Here is a 25686-nt window from a genome sequence, read left to right as displayed (position 1 = left end):
GCCCGCCCCGCGCCGGAGGGGGCAGGGCGGGCGCCCCCGCCCCGAAGGGAACACCCGCCCATGAGCATCACCGCATCCACCTCGACCAGCACCACCGACCGGCTGCACGCCCTGACCTCCCGCCCGCGCGGCCGCCGGTTCAACCCGCCGGGCGGACGGCACAGGTCCTCCGCCGCCTCTGCCGCCTCCGCGGCCCCGGCCGCCTCCCCGGCTCCTCCCCGGCGACCACCGGACGGGCCTCCGCTGCTGCTCTCCCCCTACGCCCGGGCGGCGCACCCGCCCGGCGAACCGGCCCTGCCGCCCTGGCTGCTCCGCACGCACGCCGAACTCGGCCCCGAGGCGCCCCGGCCCCACACCGACCCGCCGCCGGACCGGCATCCCTCCCCCTCGCACCGGCCCGGAAGCAGGGCGCGCCGCGCCGCCGCATCCGGCCGCCACCTCGCCGCCCAGGCGCTCGCCTTCACCACCGGCCTGGCCACCGGCCTGGCCCTGCTCGCCACGGCCCGCCTGCTCCCCCTCCTCGGCTGAGACAAGACCTCCCGAACGACCGAAAACGCACTTTTCCGGGTGTTCTCTTTTTCCGCCGAGCGGGTGACCGATTCCGTGCTACCGATGGAGCGGAAACCATCCGCCTCCCTTTACGGAATGCACATGATGACGTCTGTTCTCGCCTTTTCCATACTCGCCGCGATGGTCCTCGGCGCGATACTCGCCGCGTGGAGGTTCCGGGTCAGCGACGACTCCTCGGGCGGGGCGGTCGGCGTCGTCATCGCCCCGTGCGCGCTCGCGCTCTACCTCGCGGCGGCGGCGATGGGGGTGGTGATCGGCTGGGAGGACTTCAAGGGCGCCGAAGAGGGCGTCGCCACCGAGGCCGGGGCCGCCCAGGCGCTGTACTGGAGCACCGCCGCCCTGCCGGCCGAGGAGGCGGAGACGGTCCGCGGGCAGCTCCGCACCTACCTGACCACGGTGGTGGAGGAGGACTGGCCGCTGATGCAGCGGGAGGGCGGGCTGAGCCCCGAGGGCGACGAGGCGCTGGCCGACCTCGCCGCGTCGGTGCGGGTGCTGTCCAGCTCCGACACCGGCGAGGGGCTGGACCTGCTCACCGCCCGCCAGGAGCTCACCAACCTCAGCGACGCGCGCATCGAGCGGGCGGACGCGGCGGGGGACGGCATCCCGCCCGTGCTGACCGCGATCACGGCGGTGTCGGCGGTGGCCGTGGCGGTGCTGCCGTTCGCGATGATGAAGCAGCGCTCGGCCGCCGCCTACTTCTGGGCCGCGGTCAACCTGCTGTTCGTCTTCGCGCCGGTGGTGCTCATGCTCTACATGGGCAGCCCGTACACCGGCATCCTGGTCAACGACGCGGGCGGGATCGAGGACGCGCTGGCCGGCTTCGAGCAGGCCGACGCGGCACTGGACGCCCCCTGACCGCCCGAGCGCGGCCGTCCGAGCGGCGGCCCTGACGACCATCCCGGGGGCGGGCCGCGCGTCGCGGCCCGCCCTCTCCTCGTGGGGCGGCCCCCGCCTCCCCGGAGGTCAGCCGCCGAGGCGCCCGGCGGCGGCCCGGCCGGCGCCCGCCGCGGTGACGGCGACCACCACGACGATCACCATGGCGCGCATCGGGGTGAAGGCGTCGGACGGCTGCTGCCCGCCGGGGACGAACGAGGCCACCGGGACCGCCTCCTCCTCGGCGGGGGGCTCCGCCCCGGGGGCGGGCGGCGCGGGCGGCGCCGGGGCGGCGGCCTGCTCCTCCGCGCGGGCCTCCGGGGCGGGGTCCTCCGGAACCGGGGTTTCGGCCTCCGGCTCCGGAGCCACCGGCTCGTCCGGAACCTCGGGGTCGGGGGCGCCGGGGAGCCGGGGCTCCTCGGGGGCGGGCTCGGGCGGCCCGGGCGGCGACGCAGGGGGTTCGGGCGTGCTCGGGCAGTCCGGCACCCGCCCGGCGGTGACCACCACCCGCACCCCGTTCGAGCAGACCAGGACGTAGGGCTCGTCCGGCTCGACCTCCACCCGGGTGTCGGGGGTATCGACCCGGACCCCGCCGGGCCCCGCCTCCACTCGGGTGTCCCCGGTCTCCGCCCGGGCGCCCCCGGGACCGGCCTCCCCGACCGCGGCCGAGGCGGACGGGACGGCACAGGCGAGCAGGAGCGCGCTCACCGCCGGAAGCAGGGACAGGGCGCGGCGGACGACAGGCATATGACTCCTCGTGACGCTATCGGGGCACAAGGTGATCGTATTTCGGCCGCCGCTCCCCTACACCCGAAACTCCGCACCCTTCCGATGGTCTTGATATCGCCGCCGCCCCGCCCGCTCCGAAGCGGCTGTACGGCGGAGGCCGGAAGCGGCCACCCCCACCCGTTCACCGATACGGCGAGCACCTTGGAGGAGTTCGTGGAGAGAGCAGAAGCCCGACTCCCAGCCTCCACTTCCGTCGCATACTGCCTATGCTTGGCCACTCGGGGTCATATCTCCCCCCATTCACCCGCCTCGTAAGGAGAATCGTTGAGCTACGACGTGGTCGCCCTGGTGGCGAAAGACCCCGACATGCGCGCCATCGCCCATGCGCTCCGGGACGCCGCTCCGGAGGCGTGGCTCCGTCCGCTCAGCGGCGGGAACGTCCTGCAGATCCGCAGCGACGAGCGCCATGTGCTGGCGACCCTCGAACCCGCGCAGCTGGTGGAGTCCCCCGGTGAGGTCGCCAGGCTGCTCGGCCCTGAGGCCGCGGTCGGCCTACCGGAGGAGTGCTGGTGGGTCGAAGTCCGGGCCAGACCCGACGAACAGGGGCGGGAGATCGCGCACCGCCTCGCCGAAAGCCTCGCCTGGCGTCTGGGCGGCACCGTTTGGACCTCCGGTCAGGCCGACTTCTCCGTCTGGGAGGAGACCGACCACCCGGCCGTGGAGCGCACTACGGAGAAGGCGTTCGTGATCGCCCAGGACCGCGAGGTCGTCCCCTTCTCCTCGTGGATGTCCGATGCGCTGTCCATGCACGCCCCGCAGGGGAAGATCCTGCAGGTCCTGACCCCGTCCACGTCCCGCATCACCTACCCGCTGCGGACCCTCCTGGGCACCCCGGCGGCCCGCTGGGTCGCCCAGACCGAGGAAGGCACCCACTTCGACGGGATCAGCGGCCTACCGCTCCACTGGGACTCCGAGGAGGGGTACATCCCGGCCCCCTCCGAGAACGGCCCGCAGCCGGCTCCGGGGTTCCTCGACGATTCCCCCCTGGGCGCACAACTCGTCCTCGACCTCACCATTCAGCACGGCGAGCCGTACGCTCCCCCGCTGGGTCGGGCGGTCGAAATCATCACGGACCACCTCGCCGACTCCCACCCCGCCGGTTGGGGCCCGCACGAGCCGGCCCTGGCTCCCTGGGTCCCGGAGAGGCTGATCCGCCTGTGCCGACACCGGGCTCTCAGGCCTTCGGTACTGCACTTCTCCGCTCCTCAGGACGGCGGCCGCCCGTTCTCCGGAAGTATGCGTGTCACCTGGAACGGCGAGAAGGGGGCCGAGCACATCTCCATGGCGATCGGCTACCAGGACGAGGCGGAGCTTCCGCTGGCCCAGCTGCCCAAGCTGGTGGAAGCCCTTGCGGAGGAAGAGCTTCTGACGATGCTCCACGTCCGCCGCATGCGTGGGCGGAGTGACACCACCTATGAGCCCCGGTGGCACGGACTACCCGTTCCTCTAGGTATGGCCGCCGGGCCGGAAACCCTGCGTAGGACAGGAGAAGGGCACGCGCTCTCAGGCCCAATCAAAGGGGTACTCCTGGGAAAGCGCGAGGCTCAAGCGGCCTGGTATCTGCTCACTGAGTCCTCTATTCCCTCGCAGATGAAGACAGAGCTCATCAAGGCTCAACTCCATCACCTGAACTCCTCACCTGCCAAACACTGACCTCACCTCTGCCGGCTACCAGCCGACAGGAACTGAAATCACCTCCACTTCCCGAATGGTTCCGACTGCCAGACACCACCCCCTTCAAGAGTGACAAAAAAATTTAAGTCACCCCCTAAATCACTGCAGACTTTGCCTTACTTCAATCAACTCTTTCCATTACCTCTTCGAATTCTTTAGGGTATTTTGCAAATATACGCTTTTCGTAGACCTCAAGCAATAGCTTCAATAAATTCCGATCTCAAGCTTCGGCGATCTTGTCTCGAAGCCATTCAGGCGTGAGGTCGGGACTTCTTGGAAAGTACTTAAAGTCCTCTGCGTATGTTTCATTTGTCGGCTCGACATCAAAAATAGGCTTAGATTTATAATTGTACTTGGTAGTATATCCTTCGGCTTTATTGCAGTGTATCAACATACTGAACCAAGTGCCTTCATCTTCAACATACATCCCTATTCGCAGGTCGTCCAGCACAGAAAGTACTTGCAGAGGAATTTTCATCTCCTCCCACGCGCCGTCCACGTATGCAACAATGCCTCTTCCAGTTGAACAGCCATGAAGAACATCAAATCGAAACTTGAATTCTTTCCATTCTTTTACAAAGGAGCGCACCATTACAACAACGGCTTTATGGATGTATTCGCCCTGCTCTATAAGGTCCAGAGATCCTCGTTCAAGCATCCTATTAACCCTCTATCGTCGAATGAGGTGATCTCAGCGAGTTTGTTTTTCGATGGTGGTCAACACAAGGGCGGCTTGCACGATCATCCCGGTCTTGGACGGGCTCATCGCGGTGTGGCGCAGCACCCGCCACCGGCCCACCAGTACCGCCATCGCGCGCTCGCCGATGCACCGCAGGCCGCGTAGCGGCAGGTCGTGGGCCCGGTCGTCGACATCCCACCGCTCTTCGTCCGCCTCGGGCGGGCGCTTGAGAGGGGTGTGCACACCGGTTCCCGCACCGTCGTATCCGGGATCGGCCGGCACCACCGGCCCCTGTACGGCGGCCTTGTGCGGCAGAGGGAACACGTGCGGGCGGGCGGCGGTGATGTCCGCCGTCGATCCGGGCTCGACATAGGACACCCACAACGGCTCTCCCCGGGCGTCGGCGAGGAACTGGACGTTGCCGCCGTGGCGGTGCTCGTGGCCGCTGTACCAGAGGTCCTTCGTGTCGTCGGGGCCCTTTTCCGAGCGGCGGTCGCCGGCGAAGAGCTTGCCGTCCGGCACGATCGGCCTGGCGGGGGCGGTGCGGGCGTGGTCGAGGACCCGGTGCAGGTGTCGGGGGCCTGATCGGCCAGGACGGCGACGCCCTCGTCGATGTAGCGGTAGCCGGTGGCGCGGGAGATGTCGTTGTCCCCGGCCAGGGCCTCGATGGAGGTGTCGTCGCGGAACCGGCGCAGGACCGGGACGGCCTGCTTGCAGCAGGACAGGGCCCGGGAACGGGCGGGGGGGGCCGACGCGGCGGCGCTCGGCCGCCAGGAGAGCGGAAACGCGGAGAACGGTGTCCACGGGCACCTCGAGGGTGGCGGTATAGGGAACCACGTGGAGCCTTTCAGGTGGACCGGCGCAGATTCGTCACCTCGCCTTTTGCCTGGGGCTCCACACCTGTGTCAGGGGAACGACGGTTCACACCCCGACGTCATCTTTCTGCTGTTCGCGGCTTTCATCCCGGTCTCCGAACTCGTTGAGATCACCTCAATATCTTCAAAGTATTCCTGACTCATCTGAAGAACGCGGGTGGAAGCGCCACCAATTTTCGCCATCTGCCCACCAAGTTACGCCATTCCCAAATTCTTTACTGAGCCTTTTTCATTCTGAGTGTGCAGGTCACAGCCGCGTACCGGTCTGACGAAACCTCCCCTGACAGCAAGAAGCCCCTGGTAGACGGGTCTTCGACCAAGAAGAACCAGCACCAGAGGCTTCACATGCTGTTCTACCGTGCCGCGCTGCCCCTGTCACGCCGGACCCTGAACCCGGCCGCCCGCACCATCCGCGCCCACCGCAAGAACACCGGCTCCCGATGGCACCGCCTGGCCCCCGCACAACAGGCCCTGCTCGTACTGGTCCACCTACACAAAAGTGAGACGTTCACCCAGGTCGCAGCCGGTTTCGACGTGGGCACCACAACCGCCTGGCGCTACGTGCGCGAGACCACAGCCCTGCCCGCTAAGCAGGCACCCACCCTCGAACAGGGCCTACGCCGCGCACGCCGCACAGGGTGGGGATATGTGATCGTCGACGGCACACTCATCGCCTGCGACCGCGTGGCGGCCGACCGCCCCTTCTATTCCGGCAAGCACAAACAACACGGCATGAACATCCAGGTCGTCGCGGCCCCGGACGGGGCCCTTCTGTGGACCTCGGGAGCGCTCCTGGGGCCAGTGCACGACGTGCGGGCAGCCCGGATCTGGAAGATCGCCGAACGCCTCCGGACCCAAGGACTGATCGCTCTGGGCGACAAAGCCTACGTGGGCCTGTCCGAGCTGGCGTTCTGCCCATTCAAAGGCCGAGGCAAGCCGCAGTGGAAGAAGGACATCAACTCCGAACACGCCCAGCTCCGCGGGCCCGGCGAACGGGCGATCGCCCAGCTCGAGCAGTGGCGCATCCTGCGCCGCCTACGCTGCTGCCCCCCGCCACGCCAGCGAGATCGCTCGAGCCGTGCTCGTTCTTCAGCTCCGAGAAACAGGATGAAAAAGGCTCATCCTCGCCGGCCCACTCAGAGGAGTTCCAATTGAAAGCAGAGAGAAACAATATATATGGCATTCGGCACACGAGAGCAGCTTTTCCCATCTCGGGCGACTGAAAATATTAAAGCACAGATGGAGTATCTAAAGTCAACCCAAAACCCTTAAATGCCTCTAGCTCTACCAGAAAAATAAGCAACAACTTTCACTCTGGCCGCCTTCATCGCTTTTCGTGCATTGCAAATCAATGCAAGAACAGGAAGTTTTATTTAAGTACCACCCCCCTCTTTTTCTTTATTCACCTTCTCCAATTTCTTTGCAACCCACCCTGGAATGCAATTTGCATCCCTAGGGAAAAAATTTAAATCTAGAGCATAATAATTATCGGGAATCGGAAGGTCTACAGAAAGAGGTTCATCGTAATTATACTCAACTCTATACTTCCCTTCTTTTGTTATCACAATCCCCATGGAATACCAAGTACCTTTCCCGGATTTGTACATCTCTTCTCGCAATGTGCGCACCATTTTCATTGTCGAAGAAGATATTTGTGAAACGTTGTCATAAACCTCCCCTCCTTCCAAGAGAACCGGTGCGCTAATTTTCTGGAAAAGCGCAACATTTGCTGAATTCAAGCCTACTTCAATCCACCCATCAGGTGCAACAGAAACCACGCTTTCTGCGATTCCGGAAATAAGATCATTTATTTTTTCCGAATCCATTGTTTCCCTCTCACGACTATCCCTTTACTATGGGGGGAATATTGCTATAAGAAATGACTTCTGGAGTCCCATTGATAGTGTACCTCACATCCACTATCTCCGGCGTTGAAGCATCTCCCTCATATGACAATTCAATGCGAACCTTCACCTTGCCAGGGGGGGTATCATCTAGAGCTTTTACCCACGTTCTTTCGGCAACCCTGAAGCTATCCTGGAGAGTCGCTTTACTTCCATCAACACGGCGAATATCCCTATTCAAGTACTCTACCATAGGGACCAAATTAATTTTCTCCGCCGGCCCAAGGAACTGGCGAGCGATCAGATGCCCCGCGTTCCAGACAACCTCCATGTAGTGAGGCACATCATCGAGTGAAATATTATTTCCAGAACGCTGTCTAGCCAGTCGCAAGATTTCTTGATTTTCTTTTTCATAGATTTCAATAAAATCTGCTTTTCCTTGCTCTTTGACATCCTCTTCGGCTTCTTTATCCCGAACTCCAGGCCCAAGCGAAATCTCACCCTCCACGGAAACCGTGCGCCCGAGATGATCGGTTTCAAAAACAAGTCCGTCGACCTTATATTTTGCATTCGGCCTTGGGTTGTTAAGTTCAAAATTGGCCCGCGTGGCCCCTTGCGAAGACTTTGACCAGGTTTCGATTTCTATAATTTCACCGTGGGAGTCGGTCTTGAAAATTCCACAGTGTGCGCCATCTTTATAAGAAACCTGGTATATCGCATTCGGGGAGAGGCCACCCCGATCACCAAACCGCTCCTCCCTATCAGGAGAAAGCGGGTGGTTATCGTCAATTTTGATAGGAGATCCAGCGGGCTCACCCCCGCCTTCCACTCCCCCATCCCCTGTACCAGGACGGCTTCCTCCTGGAGGCGCCCCAAATCTACCGCCACCAGTAAGGTCGGGGCTAAGGCTCGTGACAACCTGCGAGTTTGCAGAAGTGTCGCTTACCAAATTCTGCTGCGAGGGACCTTCTTGCTGAACCGTTTGAGAACCTGTATCGCCCTGCCTTCCATCGCCTACACCACCAGATTCATCATGAGATGAAGAAATCATCAGTCCGTCGACATCGTTTTCTCCATCCCCTCTTCTTTCAGGGATCTCCATTCCATTGGCGCCCACTAGAACCCTTTGAGGTTCGCGAAGGATACGCTCAGCCTCTTCGATAACTGCTCTAGCGGCTTCCAACACCCTTCGCTCTGGAGCTTCGCCAGAGAATGCCTCATCGCGCTGCACATCAATACGGCTCTCGTAGCTCTCGTCCACCCCTCTCTGCTGCTGGCCAGTAGGCTCGATCGATCCTTCGAAAGTCGGGTCGAGGTTGGACTCGCTCTCTCGAGAAAAGTCATCCTCAGTCGCTTCAGATTTCCGCTCTTCCTCCAAACTGAACTCTTCAATTCCGCGCCCGGCATCAGCCGGCCTTCCGAATCGCAAAAGAATATCTGCCTTCACAGAGTCCAGGCGAATCTGGATATCAGAACTTATCTGAGCGTACTTCGCTTTGAATTCCTGGAACGATTTCGGGAGGCTGAATCCACTCTTCCCTGCCTCGCCCCGCCCCCAGAATTCCTGGACTGTCCAGTCGCCCGCCCCCTTGCCTTCCCCTCTCATCTCAAGGGCTCGGGTCAAGACGGTGCCACCGCGAGCGGGGAAGGACGTGAAGAAGGTGGCGATGTTCCCGACGCTGGTCACCACCGTGTAAGCGGGGCGGTCATCCCACTCGTCCAAGGCGAAGAACTCGGTTGCGGTGGCCCCCCATGCGGCGCCGGCGTTGTCGCCGAACTTGCCCCAGGACCATTCGTCGGTGAAGGGCGTCATCCAGCCGTCTTCACCGTAGACACCGACCAGGGCTCCCGCGCCCTGGAGTCTCTCCTTCTGGAACTGGAGAGCGTTGTCGATGACCTCCCCGGGGCTGCGGGCCCATCCCTTGCCCTCGCGCCACATCCCTGCGGCGGAGACCGCAGCGACACCGAACCCCCAGGTCGCGCCACCGGTGAAGTTGTCCCAGGCAGCCGAATACCCGTCCACCGCCCAGTCCAGGGGCCAGGGTTTATCCACATCCTCGATATACGACTTCTTAAGGTCCAAGCCGTCGCGGCCGATCCGGATCCACTCGGAGAACTTTCCGTAGTCGTAGTCGGCCTCAGGAGTGTCTCCAGGCGCCCCTCCGTAGGGGATCTCCCCTTTCCCGGGCTCCCCTCCGGTCGCCGGAACGAACTTCGGCCCATCGCACAGCTTGGAGATCTTGTTCCCGCAGGTCCGCTCCGCCTCCTGGAATTTCTCCCAGGCGTTGTTCACCATGCGTTTCAGCGCTCGGTTCATGGCGAGGTTGTAGAGATTGGCCAACCCGAGAGGGTCCTCGGAGACCTCATCGACGAAGTCGGTGGCCATGATCTTGAGGGCCTTCAGCTTGTTCTTCGCATCCGCCGCCTCCTCTCCGAACTCGTCGAGGGCGTCGGCGATGTCGACCAGATCGTCGCGGAGCGCGTTCCCCTGTGCGGCGACCGGGTCCATCACGGAGAAGAGTTCTTCGTCCTCAGGCGCCTCGTAAACGGAGCGCAGCCCCTGCCACGAGGACTTGACGCCCTCTCCGCCATCCGCGATGTCGCCGGCCGCTGAGCGGATGCTGGAGACGGATTCGGAGAGGGCCTCCAGAGCGGTCCCCGGTATCGGAATGGCATCGGGGACGATGAGGACGCTGGCGTCGGTGTCGAGACCGGTCTGCAGGGTCGCGTCGGGTGCGTAGGTTTCCATGTGCCCGCGGGCTTTCCTCTCATGTGACCGGGGGTGTTCACATCAACTGCGCGGAGCCGTTGGACGTCGTGGGCAGATCCGACTCGACCGTTCCCGCGTTCGACTGGGCCTCCTCAGCCATCTCCAGGTCGCCGGTGAGGTAGGCGTTCACCGCGTCGGCGCACCCTCCGAGGGCGGAGGCCGCGCGGTCGGCCATCTTCTCCGCGTGGCCGCCGTACTCCTCCGCGTACTTGAAGAGCGCCGACTCGATGGGGAAGCTGACCGCGTTGGCGGCCGAGTCCGCGAGCCCGTCGCCGGCCTTCTGCAGGGCACCGCCGAGCCCTTCGCCTTCGCTCTCCCCCAGCACCGCGATGACCGTGTTCAGCACCCCCTGGACACCGAGGGCGTCGATGTCCCATTTGCTCATCGGCCCTCCTCCGGCCGCTGCGCGGAGCGGGACCCTCCGGGGGCGAACCTGTCGGGACGAAAGCCCTCCGGAGGGAGCGGGGTCACACGACCGGATCCGGCCACTTCCTCCCGGGTGTGGGCGACGTTCGCGCCCAGGCGGTCCAGAGCGGGGCGCACCGACGCGATCACGCTGGTGATCCGGGTGGTCAGGGCCGCGTTCCGCTGCCTCATGAGGTCGCCGGGAGGCAGCTGGAGCGGCCGGGGCAGCGGCGGTTCGGAGGTCGGCTCAGAGACCGTCTCCCGCTCGGCCCCGTCGGCCTGCATCACTGCTTCCACCAGCTCGAACTTCACTCGTCCGCTCCCATCCGCCCCGTCGTGCACACCAAGCCCCTTGAGTGTCGCTTTGGGCGCATTATGCCTATCCTTGACCACCGACGGTGAGGGCTCCCCCGGCGCAGTGTCACGGGCCCGAAACCGGTGAAGCGGTACCGAGCGGCTGAGGAGCGGCGGATGACACGTTGGGACTTCGGGGAGCAGACCCTGACCACCCTGACGCAGAACACCTCGGGGTCCGGGGACGAGCTGAGCGACCTGATCACCAAGCTCATCGACGCCGCCGAGCCGCTGGCCGGGAAGTTCGACGGCTCGGGGAAGGCCGCCTTCGACTCGTTCAAGGCGCGGGCCGACCAGATCACCGCCGACCTCAACGCCGGCCTGGGCTCCATCAACGAGGGCCAGCGCGGCATGGACCAGGCCTTCTCCGAAGGCAGCCAGACCATGGCCGACGAGGCCAACCAGAACATGGGCACCGCCAACTTCGACGCCGCCAAGTTCCGGGGCTGACGCAGCCCGAGGAGGGATCGCATGACCGGCCGCAACAGCTACGACATCGGCGCCTCGCAGGAGGCCCAGGGCAACATCCACGGGGTGATGGCCCGGCTGGAGTCGATCATCGGCGAGCACGACACCGACGTCTCCAACGCCATGGCCGACTTCGAGGCGACCGGCGTCTCCGAGGAGTACAGCGCCAAAGAGCTCAAGTGGCACAACGCCGGCAACGAGGTCCGCGAGATCATCCGGCTGGTGCGCAACACCCTGGAGAGCAACGACGGCACCGCGCAGACCGCGCTCGGCCGGGCCGGGGCCGCGGTGCAGTCCATCTGACCCGCCCCGGGGCGCCCGCCCCCTCGTCGCGGCCTTCCGCTACGGTGCGGGAGGCCGCTCCCCTGTCCCCCGGAAAGGACCCCCGTGCCGCGCGACTACGACAGCCAGCTGCTGGAGTCGGTCGCCGTACGGCGCAAGCGGCTCCGCGAGGCCGCGGTGTTCGGCCCGCAGCGCAGCCGGCGCCGGCTGGAGGAGCACCTCACCAAGATCATCGCCGGCGTGGTCATCGCCGCGGTCGGCTGCGCCGGGACGGTCGGCTGGTCCTTCCTGCAGAGCAGGCTGAAGACCCAGGAAGAGGAGAAGGCCCAGGCCGAGGCCGGGCCGCCCGCCCCCGGGTCGCTGCCGGTCCCCGCCGACTGGGTCGGCGCCGACGTCGGCCTGGGCATGCTCCGCGAGGAGCTGGAGCAGGCCGGCGTCGACGAGGAGCTGTACGTGCTGCCCGGCGAGCCGCGGCCCGAGGCGGGCGAGGTGGAGAGCTACTACCTGGTCAGCAAGGAGGGCGACTACTTCACCGTGGGCATCGTCGAGTACGAGCGGGGCCGCACGGGGGTGGAGTTCCCCTCCGAGGACGAGGCCGCGCGCTGGCTCTACCAGGAGCTCGCGATCGTGGACCCCGGCCCCCGCGAGCTCACCGCCGAGGAGCGGGCGCAGGCCAAGGAGCGCCGCGCCGGACTCGACGCCGAGGCGAAGGAGCGGGTCTCCGGCGGCGGCGACTCCGCCAAGCTCACCCTGGAGCCGGGCCTGGTGGTCGACGCGTTCGGGCAGGAGAGCGGCTCGCTGCTCTTCCCCGACGGGCTGCCGTTCGAGGAGCGGGGGCTGCCCGGCTCCGCGGCCGACCCGTCCGGCTACCACCGCTACCGGGTCACCTACCCGTTCCAGGTCTCGGCGTCGCTCTCCCCGGAGAGCGGCGGCAACCCCGGCGGCGGCCTCCGGTTCGGCATCGACCCCGGCGGTTTCACCGAGCCGCCCGAGCTGCCCAGCGTCCGCTGGCTGCTGCGCAACGGCTACCTGGAGCGGATCGAGCCCGGCGAGGTGCCCGCGTGACCGCCGGAGACAGAGGAGAAGGACAGCGATGACCACCTGGAGCCGGGTGACGCTGGTCGGCGAGCGCCGCAGGGTCGACGCCGTGCTGCCCGCCGAGGAGCCGATCGGGGCGCTCATGCCGGACGTGCTGCGCATGCTCGGCGACGCCCCCGACGGCCCGGCGGCGCCCCGGCACCTGAGCACCGTCGGCGGCGACCTGCTGGACGCCGACGCGACCCTGGCCGACCGGGAGGTCCCCGACGGCTCGGTGCTGCGGCTGGTCCGCGCGGACGACCCGCTGCCCGCGCCGATCGTGCACGAGGTGCCGGAGGCGGTGGGGACCGCGCTCGGCGAGCACCCGGCGTACTGGTCGGCCTCCGCGGCCCGGTGGACCGGCACCGCGACCCTGGTCGCCCTGGTCCTGGGCATCGGGTTCCTGGTCCGGGGCGGGGCGCCCGGCACCGCCGTCGCCGTCCTGGCCGGGATGGGCGTGCTGCTCACCGCCGGCGGCGCCGCACTGGGCCCCGCCTGGCGGGAGCCGCTGGGCACCGCGCTGACCATCGCCGGCGGCTGCACCGGGGTGCTCGCGGTGTGGACGGCCGCCGCGCACCAGGACTGGCCCGGCTGGGTGCCGTGGGCCGGGACCGCCGCGGTCGTATCGGTGCTGCTCGTACTGCTCGGCCTCACCTCGCCGCTGGGCCGGGGCGGGGTGGTCGGCGGCGCGACCGGGGCCGGCCTGGCCGCGCTGTGGGCCGGGTGCGCGCTGTCCGGGCTGACCGTGCTGGACGACCGGCGCGGCGAAGGCGGGGAGGTGCCCCGGGAGGACGTCCGCTCGGCGCTGGCCGGCACGCACCGCGGCCTGGTGGTGGCGGCGGTCGCGGTCGCGGCGTGCGCGGTGGCCGCCGCGTACGGGCTGAGCAGCGACCCGACGCCGTGGACGATGGTCCTCACCGGGCTGCTGGCGATCATCCTGGCCGGCCGCTCCCGGATGTTCCCGCTGGTCACCGAGAAGGCTCCGCTGCTGGCCGCCGCGGTGGCGGCGGTGCTGGCGCTGGCCTGGGCGCTGGACGCGGCGGTGCCGTTCGCCCCGCTGCCGTCGATCGGCCTGCTCGCGGCGGTGCTGGCGCTGCCGGTGGTGGCGCTGGCGGCCGACCCCGCCGAGCACACCCGGGCGATGCTGCGCCGGACCGCCTCCCGGATCGAGGCGGTCGCCGTGGTGGTGTGCGTGCCGGTGGCGGTCGGCGCCCTGGGCACCTACGAGCGGCTGCTCGCCACCTTCTGACCGCCCCGCGCGGCTTCACCCGAGCCGCCTGATGAGAGGAGCGCGATGGGCGCCCCCACCCGCACCGGCAGGCGCGGCGACTCCCTGCTGCGCCGGGCCGGCCAGGGCCTGGCCCTGCCGTTCCTGCCGTCCGACGGCGCGCGGCGCGCCCTGGAACTGGGCGAGGAGCTGCAGCGGCCGATCACCACCGGGCGCCGGATCGTGGTGACCCGGCCGCGGGCCGGCGCGGGCGAGGCGACCGTCACCGCGCTGCTGGCCGCGGTCTTCGCGCACTACCGGCAGGACAGGGTGCTCACCCTGGACATCACCCCCGGGTCGACCTCGCTGGCCCGGCGGCTGGGCGTGGAGCCGTCCTCCTCGCTGGGCGAGGTGGCCCGGCGGCGGGTCGCCGCGTCCTCCTTCGAGGACCTGGAGGAGCACCTGGCCCGGGTGCGCGACCGGCTGTGGATGCTGCCCGCCGTGCACGGCGGCGCCGAGGAGGCGCTGGAGGCGCGCGACTTCCGGGAGACGCTGCTGCCGCTCACCCGCTACTTCGGGATCACCCTGGTCGACCGCGGCGCCGACGTGTACGACGGCTTCAACCACGCCGCCCAGGCGGGCGCGCACGCGCACGTGCTGGTGGCGCCCGCCACCGCCGACGGTGCCGCCGACATCGCGCGCGGGTTCGACTGGATGGCCGCCCAGGGCGACACCGCCACACCGAAGCGGGCGGTGGTGGCCCTGGTCGAGCAGGGCCCGGACGAGGACCCGGCGTTCGACCTGGACGGCGCGGCCGCGGTGCTGCGCCGCAGCGGCGCCGCGGTGGTGCCGCTCCGGCACGACCGGCACCTGGCCGGCGCGGAGGCGCTGGAGCCGCGCCGGATCGCGCGGGCCACGCACACCGCGGCCACCCGCATCGCCCTGCACGCGCTGAGGAGGGCCGGATGAACGCACCCCGACCGCAGCGGCCCGGGGCCCCGGGCCCGGAGGGGCCGCGCGGCGCGGCCCCGCCCGGACCGCCGGCCGGCCCGCAGCCGGGGCGGGCCGGGGGACCGCCCGCGCCTCCCGCCGCTCGCGGAGTCCCCCCGGCCGGGGCGCGGGCGGGGGCTCAGCCGCCGCAGGCCCCTCGGCCGGCGCCGTCTTCTTCCCCCGTGCCGCCCCCGGCGGTGCGGCCGGCCGCACCGCGCCGGACCGCCGCCGTCCCGGGGTCGGACGCGGCGCGCGCGTTCATGGAGGGCACCGCCGCCCCGCCCGCGAAGCCGGCGCGGAGCCGCCCTGGGCGCGACGAGCAGCGCCGGGAGAAGAAGCGGGCCAGGAAGCAGGAGAAAGAGGAGGAGAGGCGGCGGAAGCAGGCCGCCGCGCCGGCCCCGGTGGAGGAGCCGCGGCCGGCCTCCCCGGAAGAGTCCCGGCCGGCCGGGACCGGGCGGAAGGCCGAACGGAAGAAGGAGCGGAAGGAGAGAGAGGAGAGGAGGGAACGGAAGGAGGGGAAGGGGCGGAAGCGCTCCCGCCCCGCCGAACCGGCCTCCTCCGCCCCGGCACCGTCCGCTCCGGCTGCGCCCGCACTCCCCGGCGGCTACGAGGCGGAGCTGCGCGAGCTCGCTCCGCTCCCGGAATCGCGCCTCTTGCGCACGGTGATACGCACGGCCCGAAACGCGCGCCGCCGACGCGGACCCGACGCTCCGTGACCGGTTCCGGTCCTCGACTCGTTCACGTACAGCAGATCCGGAAAACCGGACGGCGGACCGGCCGCCGGATGAGGAGCGGTCGCGCTCCTCTTCCTCCGTACCGGGCGCCTTCCGCCCGGCCGGGTCTTCTTCGGCGCGTCCCGGCAGGCGCTCCACCGCGCCGCGCCGATTCGTTCTCCTCTCCCCCAGCGATGTGGACCGCACATCGGCCGACCGAACGGAAGGATCCTCGTGACCCATCCCCCGTCCCCGCAGCCGTCCTGGCAGCCTCCCCAGGGACCTCCGCAGCCGGCGCCTCCCGGGGCTCCCCGGCCGGTGCAGCGGAACCAGCCCCCGAACGCCTGGCCCACGCCGCCCGGTGCCTACTCCGGACCGCAGTTCGCACCGCCCCCGGGGCAGATGCCGCCGGGAGCGCCCGCTCCGGCCGCGCAGCCGTACGGGGCGCATGGGGCGTACGGCCCGCCACCGGGGCCCCACCTTCCGCCCCACACTCCGCATCCGGCGCCGGCGGCCAGACCGTCGGTCCCGTTCTCGATCACCTTCGCGCGTTTCCTGATGCTGTTCATCGGCATCCCATCGGTCCTCAGCGGAGGGCAGCAGCTCATCGCCGGGACAATCGTCCTCCTCTCCGGCATGGAGGCGGCTGAGGATTTCTGGTCGCGCTTCGGGGTCGCCGCGGCCTTGCTCGCCTTCGGGGGCGTCTCCGTGGTGCTCGGTGTCATCTCCGGGAAGCCCCGTCCTTGGGTGATGTGGACGAGCGCCGGTCTCTACGGAGCGCTCGCCTTGGCCATCCTGGTCTCGGCCTCCCTCGAAGCCGCGGCGGGCAGGAGCCCGGAAGGAGGCGGACTGCTGATGGTGGTCGCCTTCGCTGTCCTCCCCTTCCTGCTGCTGAACGGCCGCTCCCGGCGGTATTTCACTTCGAGGCAGGCGGTCCGGCAGGACTGACACCGGCCTTGTGAGGGAGGGGCGCCCGGCCCGGCGGTGGGCGCCCCTCCTTCTTTCAGTCCCTCTTTCTCTGTGCCCTGGCGGCTCCGCTCGCCCCGCCGGGCGGCCGGTCAGCCTCCGGAGATCTTCTGCGCCAGCCAGGCCGGGATGTTCTCCTCGTCTCGAGGGAAGTGGTGGAGGTCATCAAGGAAATCCCCACCGCCCGAGGGGACACCGAAGAAGTCGGGCTCGGATTCATAATCGAAATCCACCGAGAAGCGGCCGGGCGGCGTGATCGTGTACTCCATCAGGAACCAGGTGCCCTTGCCTCCCTGGTACATGCCCTTGCGCAGCTTCTCCAGGTCGAGGTAGATCTCGGCGGTGATCCCCACCTCCTCCTCGGAGCCGTCCGCCCCACGGACCTGCACGCTTGCGGCCTTGTGCTTCCTGACCGCGTGGTAGGTCATGCGGATCTCCGTCCATTCCTCCGGCACGTGATCCAGCAGCCGGGTGCCGATGCTCCGCAGGAGCTCGTTCTGGCGGGTCGGTTCCATCTCTTCCGTTCTGCTCCGTTGAATACGGGTGGCGATGTCGTCATCGAGGGCGCCACGGTGTGAACGCCGGCGGACCAGAGGACCTCCGCGGCGCGGACGGGACAGATCGTGCCATGGCCGGTGGCCGATTTCCCGGTGGCCCCGGGCGGAGGGCCGGGGCGGCGGCCGCTTCCGGTCATCGGTGGTGGGCGCCGTGCGGGGCTGGGCGGGGTTCGGGCGGCCGGTTCAACGCCCTTCGCAGCCGAGGGCCCGTCAGCGGGGCGGTCGCAGTCCTTGCCGGTCGGGGGCGGTGTGCCGGTGCCGGGAAGGGGTGTCGGCGGAGGTGCGTCCACGGCGTTCCGCCGGTGCGGACACCGGGCGGCCGGCGAGACGCATGCCTCTTCCCTCCCGGCGCACCGAGTGCCATTCCGGACACGGCGCACCTATAGTCGACCACCGACGGTGAGGGTCCCTCCAGCACAGAGTCACCTCGACCCCCTGGGCAATCCGGCGCCCTCACCGCGCAGAACCCCCCAGTCACCGATGAGGAGTCGATCGATGTCCCACCCGCCGCACCCTGGGCAGCCGCCGCAGGCGCCTCCCCCACCGGGGTCGTGGCCCGGATACCACGGGCACGGGCATCAGCCCGGGGCGTACCCGCAGCCGTACCCCGGCCGGCCCGGGTACGGGGCGCCGCACCAGGCGTACGGAGCGCCCGCCGGGTACGGCGCCCCGTATCCGGCTCAGGGGCGGCCGCAGGTCCCCGGCGCGGTGACCGCCGTTCGGGTCATGCTCTTCCTCTCCAGCGTGCTGCCGCTGCTCGCCGGAATCAGCTTCGCGGTCAGCGCGGTGCTCTCCGTGACCGGCATGTGGGACGGGGTCGAAAGCCCGCTGGTGAACAGCATCGTCGCCGCAGGCTTCCTCGGCGTCGGCGCCGGACTGGTGCTGCTGGGCGTGAAGGCCGGCCGCCCGCGCCCGTGGGTGATGTGGACGATCACCGTGGTGTACGGCGTGTCCGCGCTGTTCAACATGGTCGCGATCCTGATCGCCCCGGGCGCCCTGGGGTCCATGGTCTTCTCCGTGCTCATCCTGGTGCTGACCCTGTCCTCCAAGGACTACTTCTACTCGGAGCGGAGGGCCCGCCGGGGCTGAGCGGAGGGGCGTCCGCGCCCGGCCCCGTCTTCCGTCCGCGTCCCGGTCCGCCTGCCCGGCGCGCCCGGACCTCTGCCGCGGCTTCGGCGGCCGGCGGGCGGAGCGCTCCTGAGCCGGCCGCTGCGTGTCGGCCGCGCGGGCGACGCCCCGGGCCCCCTCCTCACCGGGGCGGGGACCGACGTCAGGCGTCCGCGGCGTCCATCGCGTCCAGGGACGCGTGGTCCAGCGGGATCCCGGGCTTCTTGTGCAGGTGGTCGGGGAGGATCCCGCGGTGGAACGCCGCGCCGCCGACGCCGACCATCCCGGTCTTGTCCAGCGAGAACCCGCCGCCCCGCTCGTACATGGCGATGAGCGGTTCGAACATGTCCGGAAACGGCGGCACCGGGCGGCCGGCGTCGCGGACCGCGGCGAGGCGGATGGAGCGCACGCATGTCTTCACCACCCGCATGTCCTGGTTGAGGAAGCGCTCGTCCTCGTAGAGCCGGTCCACCAGCTCCTTGGGGGCCTGCACGTCGGGGGCGAGCGCGTCCGCCGGGTCGATGAACGGCCACCCCTTCAGCTGGAGGGCCTTCCCCCACCAGGCGGCCCGCCTGAGGTACTCGCGCATCAGCGCCCCCCGGGAGCGGCTCCCGCCCCGGGAGCCGGTCCAGTCGATGGCGAGGATCCGCTCGAACCGCTGCTCCACGTGTCCGCCCATGTCCGCCCCGATCCGCTCGGTGGGCGGTCCGGCCCCGGTCCCGCAGGGCGGCCGCCCGATGTCGACGCCCCCGCCGGAGGGGCATGGCGGCATGAATCATCGCAGAAAGAGCGGCGATGAATTCCGGTCGGCCCGGGAGTCTCCTTTCTGTACCGCGCCGGCGGTGCACCCCATCCCGAAAGGACGAGGCCCATGGCGACCACCCGTACCCTCGACGTCCCCGGTGCGCGGCTGCACTACGAGGTCCGCGGCGACGGTCCGCCGCTGCTGCTGATGGGCTCGCCGATGGGGGCCGCGGACTTCGCTCCGCTGGCCGACGCCCTGGCCGGCGAGTACACGGTCGTCACGCACGACCCGCGCGGCGTCGGCGGCAGCCGCGTCGACGACCCGGAGCAGGACTCCACCCCCGAGCTGCGCGCGGACGACGTCGCCGCCCTGCTGGACGCCGTCGGCGCCGAGAGCGCCGACGTGTTCGGCAGCAGCGGGGGCGCCGTCACCGTGCTCGCGCTGGCCGAGCGCCACCCCGGCCGGGTCCGGACCGCCGTCGCGCACGAGCCGCCGCTGCTGGAGCTGCTCCCCGAGGCCGCCGAGCAGCGCGCCGCGACCGAGGACATCATCGACACCTTCCACCGCCACGGGACCGGCGCGGCCTGGATGAAGTTCATGGCCAACGCCGGGTTCGACATGGGCGAGATGGACGAGGAGGCCGCCGGGCCGCCGGAGGGCGAGAGCAGCGAGCAGGACGAGGCCGACGCCGCCCGGTTCTTCGCCCACGAGCTGCGCGGCACCACCCGCCACCTGCCGGACACCGCCGCGCTCAAGGCCGGCCCGGTCCGGGTGGTGGTCGGCATCGGCGCCGGCTCCGGCGGCCTGATCACCCACCGCACCTCCACCGCGCTGGCCGGGCTGTTCGGCGTCCCGCCGGTGGAGTTCCCCGGCGACCACACCGGGTTCATCGACCACGCGGAGGAGTTCGCCCGGGTGCTGCGCGGGGCCGTCAGGGGGTGACCGGTAGGGTCGCGCCCCGTGGACGAGCTTCGCGAAGTGACCGGGACCGACCTGGACGACCTCACCGCCTTCCTGACCGGGGCCGACCTGACGCTCAGCGGGCTGGACTCGCCCGAGGTGGCGCTGTGGATCGCCCGGGACGCCGACGGGCGGATCTACGCCAGCACCGGTTTCGAGGCCGGCGGGGACGGCCGCGACGTGCTGCTGCGCAGCGTGGCGGTCCGCCCCGACGCCCGCCGCTCCGGCCTGGGCGGCCGGCTCGCCGAGTACGCCGTGCGGCGGGCCGCCGAGCGCGGTGCCGAGCGGGCCTGGCTGTTCAGCCGCCGCTCCGGCCCGTTCTGGCGGAAGCTCGGGTTCACCCCCGCCGACCGCGGCGAGATGGCCCGGGTGCTGGCCTCCACCCACCAGGTCCGCCTGTTCGCCCGCACCGGGCAGCTCGCCGAGGAGGTCGCCTGGAGCAGGCGCCTGGGGTGAGCCGGGGCGCGGGCGGGGTACCCGGCGGCCGGCCTCCCGCCGCGTACTGTGGAGCACACACCGCAGGGACAGGCGGATCCGAGTAGCCTCCGGACCGGGAGGTGACGTCGCTTGGGGATCTCCGTGATCGAGGAGCAGGCCGCCGCAGAGCGCACCGGCGCCGAATGGGACTTCCTCCTTCGCACCTGGAAGGAAATGGACGTGCCCGACGGTTGGCGGGCAGAGATCCGCGAGGAAGGCATCGTCTTGGTCCCGCCGCCCGCGCCGAGGCACAGCAGCAACGAGTTCAAGATCGTCAGGCAGCTCCTGCCCCGCCTCCCCGAAGGCCGGGAGATCCACCACGGCACCGGTGTCGTGATCCCTTCCGCGCTCCGGCTGAGGACGCCCGACCTGGTGGTGCTGCCCGAGTCGGCCGTCCCGGAAGGCCGCGGGGAGCCGGTGGCCCCGGACGACGTCGAACTGGTCGTGGAGATCGCCTCCAAGGGGAACGCCGGTGACGACCGCCGGGCGAAGCGGGCCGACTACGCCTCCGCCGCCGTCCCGCTCTACCTGCTCGTGGACGGATACGACCCGAACGGCCCCCGGGTGTCGCTGCTCTCCCGCCCCGAGGGCCGGGACTACCTGGACGTCCGCTCCGCGCCGTGGGGGCGGCCGATCACGCTGCCGGAGCCGTTCGGGTTCGACCTGGACACCTCGGGGTTCCTCGTTCCGAAGGGGTGAGGGCCCGCACCGCCTCCGGTCCGGCGCGGTCCGGCGCGGTCCGGCGCCGCCGCCGGGGAGGTGTCCGCGGCGGCGCCGGCGGTCACGCGTCGGCCTTCCGCAGCGCTTCGATGACGCCCGCGTAGCTGTCCCGGCCGTGGCCGCGTGCGGCGGCCCGCTCCATCTGCTCCTTGAGCAGTGCGGGGAGGGCGGTGTCCACACCGCGCTCCTCGGCGGCGTGCAGCAGGTGGCCGATCGTGGCGATCTGCACGTCGATGGTGGCGTCGTCGCCGGGGTAGCGGCCCGCGTCCACCTGCGGCGCGTAGGTCCGGATGAACCCGGCGACCGTGTCCAGCCAGCGGAGCGCCAGCAGGGTGAACTCCTCCGCGCTCTGCTTCTCCGCCCCGACCAGGGCGGCGCCGTGCAGCCAGCCGGACATGGCGGACCACATCAGGCCGAGCAGCGCGACATCGTAGAGCGAGGCCAGCCCGGGGTCCTCGCCGAGGTGCAGCGGGTCGCCCAGGGCGGCCAGGGCCGCGCGGTGCTCGGCGAAGGCGGACGGCGAGCCGCCGTAGAGGAACATCATCCCCTTGTCGCCGACCCCCGGCGGGGTGGTCATGATCGCCCCGTCCAGGTGCTCGGCGCCGTGCCGGCGGGCCCAGTCCCCGTTGGCCCTGGCCTGCTCCGGGGAGGCGGAGGTGAAGTTCACCAGGGTCCGCCCGGCCAGCGCGGCGGCGGCCGGGTCGACGGCGGCGTGCAGCGCGTCGTCGTCCAGGACGCAGGCGACGACCAGCGGCCCCGCCTCGATCGCCTGCTCGGGGGCGGCCGCGACGCGGGCGCCCCGCTCCGCCAGCGCGGCGGCCTTCTCCGGCGTCCTGTTCCATACCGTGACGGGGTGGCCGCGGTCCAGCAGCGCCCCCGCGAGGGCCGAGCCCATCGCGCCGAGTCCGATCACTCCGACGGCCGTGCGGTCGATCGCCATGTCCGTGCTTCCCTGCTCTCTTCGGTCTCCGCCCGCCGGGGAGGCGGGCGGAGACCACGTTCGCAGCGGGCGGGCGGCCCCGACAGTGGCCGGAGTGACGGCCCTCACCCAATTCCTGCCACCGCTCCCCCGGCGCCGCGCTGCCGTAGCCTCGGCGCATGAGCACCGGCACCGTGGCCCTGGTCGTCCCCGAGGAGATCGGGCTGCCCTCCTGGGACATGTACGAGCTGAGCATCCCGTGCACCGTCTTCGGCAAGCCGCAGCCGGACCTGGCCGACCCCTGGTACGAGCTGCGGTTGTGCGGGGCCGGCGCAGGGCCCGGCGGGAGCGGCGCGGGCCTGTCCGTGCGCACCCCGTACGGGCTGGACGGGCTGGAGGGCACGGACACCGTCGTCGTCGCGTCGGTCCCGGACGCCTGCGTGGAGGAGGGCGCGCCGGTGCCGCCGGACCTGGTCGCGGCGCTGCGCCGGGCCCATGCGGCGGGGGCGCGGATGGTGTCGCTGTGCACCGGCGCGTTCGCGCTGGCCGAGGCGGGACTGCTGGACGGCCGGCGGGCCACCGCGCACTGGATGCACACCGCCCAGCTGGCCCGGCGCTTCCCGGAGGTGCGGGTCGACGACTCGGTGCTGTACGTGGACGACGGCGACGTGCTGACCAGCGCCGGTCTGACCGCGGGCCTGGACCTCTGCCTGCACCTGGTCCGCCGCGACCTGGGCGCGCACGTCGCCAACCAGCTGGCCCGCCGGATGGTGGTGCCCGCGCACCGCCCCGGCGGCCAGGCCCAGTTCGTCGACCTGTCGGTGCCGCCCTCCGACGACGCGGGGCTGGCGCCGGTGCTGGAGTGGGCGCGGGAGCACCTGGACCGGCCGCTGGCAGTGGCCGACCTGGCGCGCCGCGCGGCGATGAGCCCGCGCACCTTCTACCGGCGGTTGCAGGCCGCCACCGGCGCCACCCCGCTGCAGTGGCTGCTGGACCAGCGGCTGGCCCGGGCCCAGTCGCTGCTGGAGGCCACCGACCTTCCGGTGGAGCGGATCGGCGAGCTGAGCGGCCTGGGCAGCGCGAACAACCTGCGGCACCACTTCACCAAGCGGGTCGGCGTCACCCCCGGCGAGTACCGCCGCGCGTTCCCGCGCGGCGGCCGCCCGGCGGAGGCGGCGGCGCGCTGACCGGGGTGCCGGTCAGCGGAAGGAGACTCCGGCCGCGCGGTCGAGGACGCCCTGCGGGAGGTAGGGGGAGTCGATCGGGACGTCCCAGCCGCGGGAGCGGGCCAGGCAGGCCAGGGCGAGGGCCTCGATGTTGATCAGCCCGGCGTCGGCGCTCTTCAGGCCCCGCTGGTGGAAGACGTCGCGGAACTCGGCCAGGGTGTCGGCCAGGGCCTGGGCGAAGCCTTCGCGGTCCCCGGTGTCGAGCCGGTGCAGGGCGGCGACGGGGGCGGGGCAGAGGCCGTAGGCCTCGAAGCCGGCCAGGTCGGCGAAGGCCCGGTCCAGGGCGGGGCCGGCGGGCTCCCCGCGCAGGTGGGTGAGGAGGGCTTCGGCGTAGGAGTCGATCAGCGCGATCCCCGCCGCCTTCGGGAACCGGTCCCGGGGGTGGGCGAGCAGGGCCGCGAGCCGCTCCGGCGAGCCCGAGACGATGGCCCGCTCGGCCGCCCGGCTCAGGCCCGAGTACCACATCTCCCCCGGGTCCTCCGGGCTGGGCTGGGACACGGTCCGGCCGCCGATGGCGATCTCGGCGGTCCCGCCGGCCGCGACCGCCACCTCGAAGGCGGCGGAGTAGTACTGGGAGGAGAGTTCGAGCGCCTCGGCCTGGCGCGGGTCGCGGCCCTCGGGGTCGCGGACCGACCTCCTGCGGAACCGGTCCAGCTCGAAGTCGGAGCAGGCGTGCAGGTCCCAGGAGGGGTGCTCCGCGGCCTCGTCCGGGAACCTCTCCGCCATCTCCCGGCTCCACCCGTCCAGGACCTCGATGCTCTCGGCCGTGCGCCGCTTGCGGAACTTCGGGCGCCCGATGACGAGCACCTCTCCGTCCGGCAGGGACGACAGGAGTGGTGTGACGAGGAATGACATGGATGCGCCTCTCTGGCCGTCCGATCCGCTGCTCCGGTGACCGCCCGGTCGGGCTCCCGGTCAGCACGGAGTGTGGCAGACCGGTGCGACGGCCGGGGCGCGGGCCCGCCCGGTTCCGCCCCGGCCGCTAGGGTTGCCCCGGATCGGGCCGGGACCGGCCCGGACGGGCGACCGGAGGACGGAGTGGGGTCGGTGCGGGACTTCAGGGCCGGCGGGGCGGTACTGCTCGCGGCGGCGGTGTTCGCGGGGTCCGGGGCCGGGACCGGGCGGGCGGACACGGCGGAAGGGGCCTCGGGTTCCCCGCCCGCGCTGCCCGAGGTCTCGGCGGTGCGGAGCGGCGACGGCTGCCTGCCGCCCTCCGAGACCGTGATCGACCGGCGGGTGTGGACCGAGGACGCGCTGGGCCTGCCCGAGGCGCGCGGGTTCGCTGACGGGGGCGGGGTCACCGTCGCCGTGGTCGGCGGCGGGGTGGACGACACCGCGGCCGCGCTGGACGGGGCGGTGCAGGGCTCCGGGGAGGACTGCACCGGTTTCGGCACCTTCCTGGCCGGGGTGGTCGCCGCGCGCGGGCAGGACGGCAGCGGGATGACCGGGGTCGCCCCCGCCGCGCGGATCCTCTCCGTTCCGGTGGCCGGCGACCGCGGGGCCGCCGGGCCCGGCGACGTCGCCGAAGGCATCGAGCGGGCGGTGGACGGCGGGGCCGGCGTGGTGCTGGTCGGGGCGGCGGTCCCGGCGGACGCCGAGAACCCCGCGGTGGCCGCGGCGGTGCGGGCGGCCGCGGAGGCCGACGCGCTGGTGGTGGCGCCCGCGTCCGCCCCGGTGGACGGGGGGACGGGCAAGGACGCGGCGCCCGCCCTTCCCCGCTCCGGCTCCGGTGTGCTGGCGGTCGCCGCGACCGGGCCGGACGGCGCGCCCGCCGCCAGGGAGCCGGCGGCGGACGCCGAGGGGCGGCCCGCCCCGGTGGACCTGGCCGCCCCCGGCCGGGCGGTGATGAGCGTCGGTCCCGGCGGCGACGGCCACTTCGTCGCCGGCGGGGACCCGGTCGCCGCGGCCTTCGTCGCGGGCGCGGCCGCGCTGGTGCGCTCCCGCGAACCCGGTCTGACCGCCGGGCAGACCGCCGAGCGGCTGGTCTCGACCGCCTACCCGGCCCCCGGGGAGAGTGCGGGCGCGCTGCTCGGCGCGGGCACCCTCGACCCGGTGGCCGCGCTGACCGCCGCCCCCGCCCCGCGGTCCGGCGGGGGCGGGGTGGAGGCCGCGGCCTTCTCCCCCGACCCGCCGTCCGGGCCGGCCGTCGGCCGCACCCTCGCCGTGGTGGGCGGCTCGGCCCTGCTCATCCTGGTCCTGGGGCTGGGCGGAGCGGCGCTGAGGTACCGCCGCACCAGGGAGGGCTGAAGGCCGCCGGGAGGTGCGGCCGGCGCCGCACGGTGACGGCCGGCGGGGTGGAGGTCGACGGCGACGGCGGCAACGGCGGAGAAAAGGGGCAGGGGCCGGGGCGGGCGCTCCGGCCTGGCGCGGCGCCTCCCGGAGCACAGGTTCAAGCAGGCGGTAACGGCGAGGGAAGGGCCGGGGCGCAGGCCTCACCCG

26 protein-coding genes and 1 pseudogene are annotated in these 25686 nt (G+C 70.7%); 16 read left to right on the top strand and 11 right to left on the bottom strand.

All coding sequences use genetic code 11. From position 1 onward, the window contains the following. Positions 1 to 60 precede the first annotated feature (60 nt). Positions 61 to 528 (top strand): hypothetical protein, encoded by a 468-nt coding sequence (locus tag J0910_RS05070; RefSeq protein WP_420157348.1) that lies wholly within the window; start codon positions 61 to 63, stop codon positions 526 to 528. 123 nt (positions 529 to 651) lie between these two features. Continuing rightward, on the top strand, positions 652 to 1425 hold the full coding sequence (locus J0910_RS05065) for a bestrophin-like domain (RefSeq protein ID WP_420157347.1): 774 nt from the start codon (positions 652 to 654) through the stop codon (positions 1423 to 1425). Positions 1426 to 1533: 108 nt separating this feature from the next. Here the strand turns inward: J0910_RS05065 and J0910_RS05060 are convergent, their stop codons facing one another. After that, positions 1534 to 2190 (bottom strand): hypothetical protein, encoded by a 657-nt coding sequence (locus J0910_RS05060; RefSeq protein ID WP_420157346.1) that lies wholly within the window; start codon positions 2188 to 2190, stop codon positions 1534 to 1536. A gap of 306 nt (positions 2191 to 2496) precedes the next feature. Here J0910_RS05060 and J0910_RS05055 point away from each other — a divergent pair, with 306 nt between their 5' ends. Beyond that, positions 2497 to 3885: a DUF6177 family protein gene (locus J0910_RS05055; RefSeq protein ID WP_420157345.1), complete on the top strand. Its 1389-nt coding sequence runs from the start codon at positions 2497 to 2499 to the stop codon at positions 3883 to 3885. A 241-nt stretch (positions 3886 to 4126) separates the two neighbouring features. On the opposite strand, the gene J0910_RS05050 is transcribed toward J0910_RS05055, so the two are convergent. Together J0910_RS05050 and J0910_RS05045 are read right to left on the bottom strand one after the other, a co-directional pair. After that, positions 4127 to 4564 carry a hypothetical protein gene (locus J0910_RS05050; protein ID WP_420157344.1) on the bottom strand — a complete coding sequence of 146 codons (438 nt, stop codon included), beginning with the start codon at positions 4562 to 4564 and terminating at the stop codon, positions 4127 to 4129. 33 nt (positions 4565 to 4597) lie between these two features. Continuing rightward, the gene (locus J0910_RS05045) at positions 4598 to 5107 is read right to left on the bottom strand and encodes a transposase family protein (RefSeq protein WP_420157343.1); all 510 of its coding nucleotides are present in this window, start codon (positions 5105 to 5107) and stop codon (positions 4598 to 4600) included. 698 nt (positions 5108 to 5805) lie between these two features. Here J0910_RS05045 and J0910_RS05040 point away from each other — a divergent pair. After that, positions 5806 to 6571, top strand: a pseudogene (locus J0910_RS05040) (transposase family protein). Between the two features lie 262 nt (positions 6572 to 6833). Here the strand turns inward: J0910_RS05040 and J0910_RS05035 are convergent. The 4 genes from J0910_RS05035 to J0910_RS05020 are packed head-to-tail and all read right to left on the bottom strand — an operon-like array spanning position 6834 to position 10791. Continuing rightward, complete coding sequence (locus J0910_RS05035; protein WP_420157342.1) at positions 6834 to 7286, bottom strand: immunity protein YezG family protein; 453 nt, start codon at positions 7284 to 7286, stop codon at positions 6834 to 6836. Between the two features lie 16 nt (positions 7287 to 7302). Beyond that, positions 7303 to 10053: a DNA/RNA non-specific endonuclease gene (locus J0910_RS05030; protein WP_420157341.1), complete on the bottom strand. Its 2751-nt coding sequence runs from the start codon at positions 10051 to 10053 to the stop codon at positions 7303 to 7305. Between the two features lie 37 nt (positions 10054 to 10090). Beyond that, positions 10091 to 10459 carry a DUF6507 family protein gene (locus J0910_RS05025; RefSeq protein ID WP_420157340.1) on the bottom strand — a complete coding sequence of 123 codons (369 nt, stop codon included), beginning with the start codon at positions 10457 to 10459 and terminating at the stop codon, positions 10091 to 10093. Then, positions 10456 to 10791 (bottom strand): hypothetical protein, encoded by a 336-nt coding sequence (locus tag J0910_RS05020; protein ID WP_420157339.1) that lies wholly within the window; start codon positions 10789 to 10791, stop codon positions 10456 to 10458. Before J0910_RS05020 ends, J0910_RS05025 begins: the two co-directional genes overlap by 4 nt. 159 nt (positions 10792 to 10950) lie before the next feature. Between J0910_RS05020 and J0910_RS05015 the strand changes: the two genes are divergently transcribed. The 6 genes from J0910_RS05015 (at position 10951) to J0910_RS04990 (ending at position 16518) form a co-directional block, all read left to right on the top strand. Next, positions 10951 to 11283: a hypothetical protein gene (locus tag J0910_RS05015; RefSeq protein WP_420157338.1), complete on the top strand. Its 333-nt coding sequence runs from the start codon at positions 10951 to 10953 to the stop codon at positions 11281 to 11283. A gap of 21 nt (positions 11284 to 11304) precedes the next feature. Further along, positions 11305 to 11604, top strand: a complete 300-nt coding sequence (locus J0910_RS05010) for a pore-forming ESAT-6 family protein (protein WP_420157337.1) — start codon at positions 11305 to 11307, stop codon at positions 11602 to 11604. Positions 11605 to 11688: 84 nt separating this feature from the next. After that, positions 11689 to 12648 carry a TNT domain-containing protein gene (locus J0910_RS05005; protein WP_420157336.1) on the top strand — a complete coding sequence of 320 codons (960 nt, stop codon included), beginning with the start codon at positions 11689 to 11691 and terminating at the stop codon, positions 12646 to 12648. A 28-nt stretch (positions 12649 to 12676) separates the two neighbouring features. Beyond that, positions 12677 to 13909 carry an EsaB/YukD family protein gene (locus tag J0910_RS05000; RefSeq protein WP_420157335.1) on the top strand — a complete coding sequence of 411 codons (1233 nt, stop codon included), beginning with the start codon at positions 12677 to 12679 and terminating at the stop codon, positions 13907 to 13909. A gap of 45 nt (positions 13910 to 13954) precedes the next feature. After that, complete coding sequence (locus J0910_RS04995; protein WP_420157334.1) at positions 13955 to 14836, top strand: MinD/ParA family ATP-binding protein; 882 nt, start codon at positions 13955 to 13957, stop codon at positions 14834 to 14836. 1292 nt (positions 14837 to 16128) lie between these two features. Beyond that, positions 16129 to 16518 (top strand): hypothetical protein, encoded by a 390-nt coding sequence (locus J0910_RS04990; protein WP_420157333.1) that lies wholly within the window; start codon positions 16129 to 16131, stop codon positions 16516 to 16518. A 110-nt stretch (positions 16519 to 16628) separates the two neighbouring features. Here J0910_RS04990 and J0910_RS04985 read toward each other — a convergent pair whose 3' ends face one another. Further along, positions 16629 to 17051 carry a hypothetical protein gene (locus J0910_RS04985; RefSeq protein ID WP_420157332.1) on the bottom strand — a complete coding sequence of 141 codons (423 nt, stop codon included), beginning with the start codon at positions 17049 to 17051 and terminating at the stop codon, positions 16629 to 16631. 750 nt (positions 17052 to 17801) lie between these two features. Between J0910_RS04985 and J0910_RS04980 the strand changes: the two genes are divergently transcribed. Next, entirely contained in the window at positions 17802 to 18182 is a 381-nt protein-coding gene (locus J0910_RS04980; RefSeq protein ID WP_420157331.1) for a hypothetical protein, read from the top strand. A 181-nt stretch (positions 18183 to 18363) separates the two neighbouring features. Here the strand turns inward: J0910_RS04980 and J0910_RS04975 are convergent, their stop codons facing one another. Next, on the bottom strand, positions 18364 to 18879 hold the full coding sequence (locus tag J0910_RS04975) for a hypothetical protein (protein ID WP_420157330.1): 516 nt from the start codon (positions 18877 to 18879) through the stop codon (positions 18364 to 18366). Between the two features lie 192 nt (positions 18880 to 19071). Here J0910_RS04975 and J0910_RS04970 point away from each other — a divergent pair, with 192 nt between their 5' ends. The 3 genes from J0910_RS04970 (at position 19072) to J0910_RS04960 (ending at position 21081) form a co-directional block, all read left to right on the top strand. After that, positions 19072 to 19887: an alpha/beta fold hydrolase gene (locus J0910_RS04970; RefSeq protein WP_420157329.1), complete on the top strand. Its 816-nt coding sequence runs from the start codon at positions 19072 to 19074 to the stop codon at positions 19885 to 19887. An 18-nt stretch (positions 19888 to 19905) separates the two neighbouring features. Then, positions 19906 to 20361 (top strand): GNAT family N-acetyltransferase, encoded by a 456-nt coding sequence (locus J0910_RS04965; RefSeq protein ID WP_420157328.1) that lies wholly within the window; start codon positions 19906 to 19908, stop codon positions 20359 to 20361. A gap of 111 nt (positions 20362 to 20472) precedes the next feature. Beyond that, the gene (locus J0910_RS04960) at positions 20473 to 21081 is read left to right on the top strand and encodes a Uma2 family endonuclease (protein ID WP_420157327.1); all 609 of its coding nucleotides are present in this window, start codon (positions 20473 to 20475) and stop codon (positions 21079 to 21081) included. An 82-nt stretch (positions 21082 to 21163) separates the two neighbouring features. Here J0910_RS04960 and J0910_RS04955 read toward each other — a convergent pair whose 3' ends face one another. Next, positions 21164 to 22042: an NAD(P)-dependent oxidoreductase gene (locus tag J0910_RS04955; protein WP_420157326.1), complete on the bottom strand. Its 879-nt coding sequence runs from the start codon at positions 22040 to 22042 to the stop codon at positions 21164 to 21166. A 158-nt stretch (positions 22043 to 22200) separates the two neighbouring features. On the opposite strand from J0910_RS04955, the gene J0910_RS04950 reads away from it, so the two are divergent. Next, the gene (locus J0910_RS04950) at positions 22201 to 23208 is read left to right on the top strand and encodes a GlxA family transcriptional regulator (RefSeq protein ID WP_420157325.1); all 1008 of its coding nucleotides are present in this window, start codon (positions 22201 to 22203) and stop codon (positions 23206 to 23208) included. 12 nt (positions 23209 to 23220) lie between these two features. Here J0910_RS04950 and J0910_RS04945 read toward each other — a convergent pair whose 3' ends face one another. Next, positions 23221 to 24102 (bottom strand): immunity 49 family protein, encoded by an 882-nt coding sequence (locus J0910_RS04945; protein WP_420157324.1) that lies wholly within the window; start codon positions 24100 to 24102, stop codon positions 23221 to 23223. A gap of 192 nt (positions 24103 to 24294) precedes the next feature. Between J0910_RS04945 and J0910_RS04940 the strand changes: the two genes are divergently transcribed. Next, positions 24295 to 25494, top strand: a complete 1200-nt coding sequence (locus J0910_RS04940; protein WP_420157323.1) for a S8 family serine peptidase — start codon at positions 24295 to 24297, stop codon at positions 25492 to 25494. Positions 25495 to 25686 lie beyond the last annotated feature (192 nt).

The organism is Nocardiopsis oceanisediminis, from assembly GCF_048595525.1.
GTDB classification, from domain to species: Bacteria; Actinomycetota; Actinomycetes; order Streptosporangiales; family Streptosporangiaceae; genus Nocardiopsis_A; species Nocardiopsis_A oceanisediminis.
The sequence above is the reverse complement of the archived record's forward strand: the minus strand, read 5'-3'. Positions and strand labels throughout refer to the sequence as shown.

Bases quoted from the DNA above. Each gene is read 5' to 3' on its own strand.
- J0910_RS05070 (WP_420157348.1), top strand. From the start codon at position 61: ATGAGCATCACCGCATCCACCTCGACCAGCACCACCGACCGGCTGCAC.
- J0910_RS05065 (WP_420157347.1), top strand. From the start codon at position 652: ATGATGACGTCTGTTCTCGCCTTTTCCATACTCGCCGCGATGGTCCTC.
- J0910_RS05060 (WP_420157346.1), bottom strand. From the start codon at position 2,190: ATGCCTGTCGTCCGCCGCGCCCTGTCCCTGCTTCCGGCGGTGAGCGCG.
- J0910_RS05050 (WP_420157344.1), bottom strand. From the start codon at position 4,564: ATGCTTGAACGAGGATCTCTGGACCTTATAGAGCAGGGCGAATACATC.
- J0910_RS05035 (WP_420157342.1), bottom strand. From the start codon at position 7,286: ATGGATTCGGAAAAAATAAATGATCTTATTTCCGGAATCGCAGAAAGC.
- J0910_RS05030 (WP_420157341.1), bottom strand. From the start codon at position 10,053: ATGGAAACCTACGCACCCGACGCGACCCTGCAGACCGGTCTCGACACC.
- J0910_RS05025 (WP_420157340.1), bottom strand. From the start codon at position 10,459: ATGAGCAAATGGGACATCGACGCCCTCGGTGTCCAGGGGGTGCTGAAC.
- J0910_RS05015 (WP_420157338.1), top strand. From the start codon at position 10,951: ATGACACGTTGGGACTTCGGGGAGCAGACCCTGACCACCCTGACGCAG.
- J0910_RS05010 (WP_420157337.1), top strand. From the start codon at position 11,305: ATGACCGGCCGCAACAGCTACGACATCGGCGCCTCGCAGGAGGCCCAG.
- J0910_RS05000 (WP_420157335.1), top strand. From the start codon at position 12,677: ATGACCACCTGGAGCCGGGTGACGCTGGTCGGCGAGCGCCGCAGGGTC.
- J0910_RS04995 (WP_420157334.1), top strand. From the start codon at position 13,955: ATGGGCGCCCCCACCCGCACCGGCAGGCGCGGCGACTCCCTGCTGCGC.
- J0910_RS04990 (WP_420157333.1), top strand. From the start codon at position 16,129: ATGCTGTTCATCGGCATCCCATCGGTCCTCAGCGGAGGGCAGCAGCTC.
- J0910_RS04985 (WP_420157332.1), bottom strand. From the start codon at position 17,051: ATGGAACCGACCCGCCAGAACGAGCTCCTGCGGAGCATCGGCACCCGG.
- J0910_RS04975 (WP_420157330.1), bottom strand. From the start codon at position 18,879: ATGGGCGGACACGTGGAGCAGCGGTTCGAGCGGATCCTCGCCATCGAC.
- J0910_RS04970 (WP_420157329.1), top strand. From the start codon at position 19,072: ATGGCGACCACCCGTACCCTCGACGTCCCCGGTGCGCGGCTGCACTAC.
- J0910_RS04955 (WP_420157326.1), bottom strand. From the start codon at position 22,042: ATGGCGATCGACCGCACGGCCGTCGGAGTGATCGGACTCGGCGCGATG.
- J0910_RS04950 (WP_420157325.1), top strand. From the start codon at position 22,201: ATGAGCACCGGCACCGTGGCCCTGGTCGTCCCCGAGGAGATCGGGCTG.
- J0910_RS04945 (WP_420157324.1), bottom strand. From the start codon at position 24,102: ATGTCATTCCTCGTCACACCACTCCTGTCGTCCCTGCCGGACGGAGAG.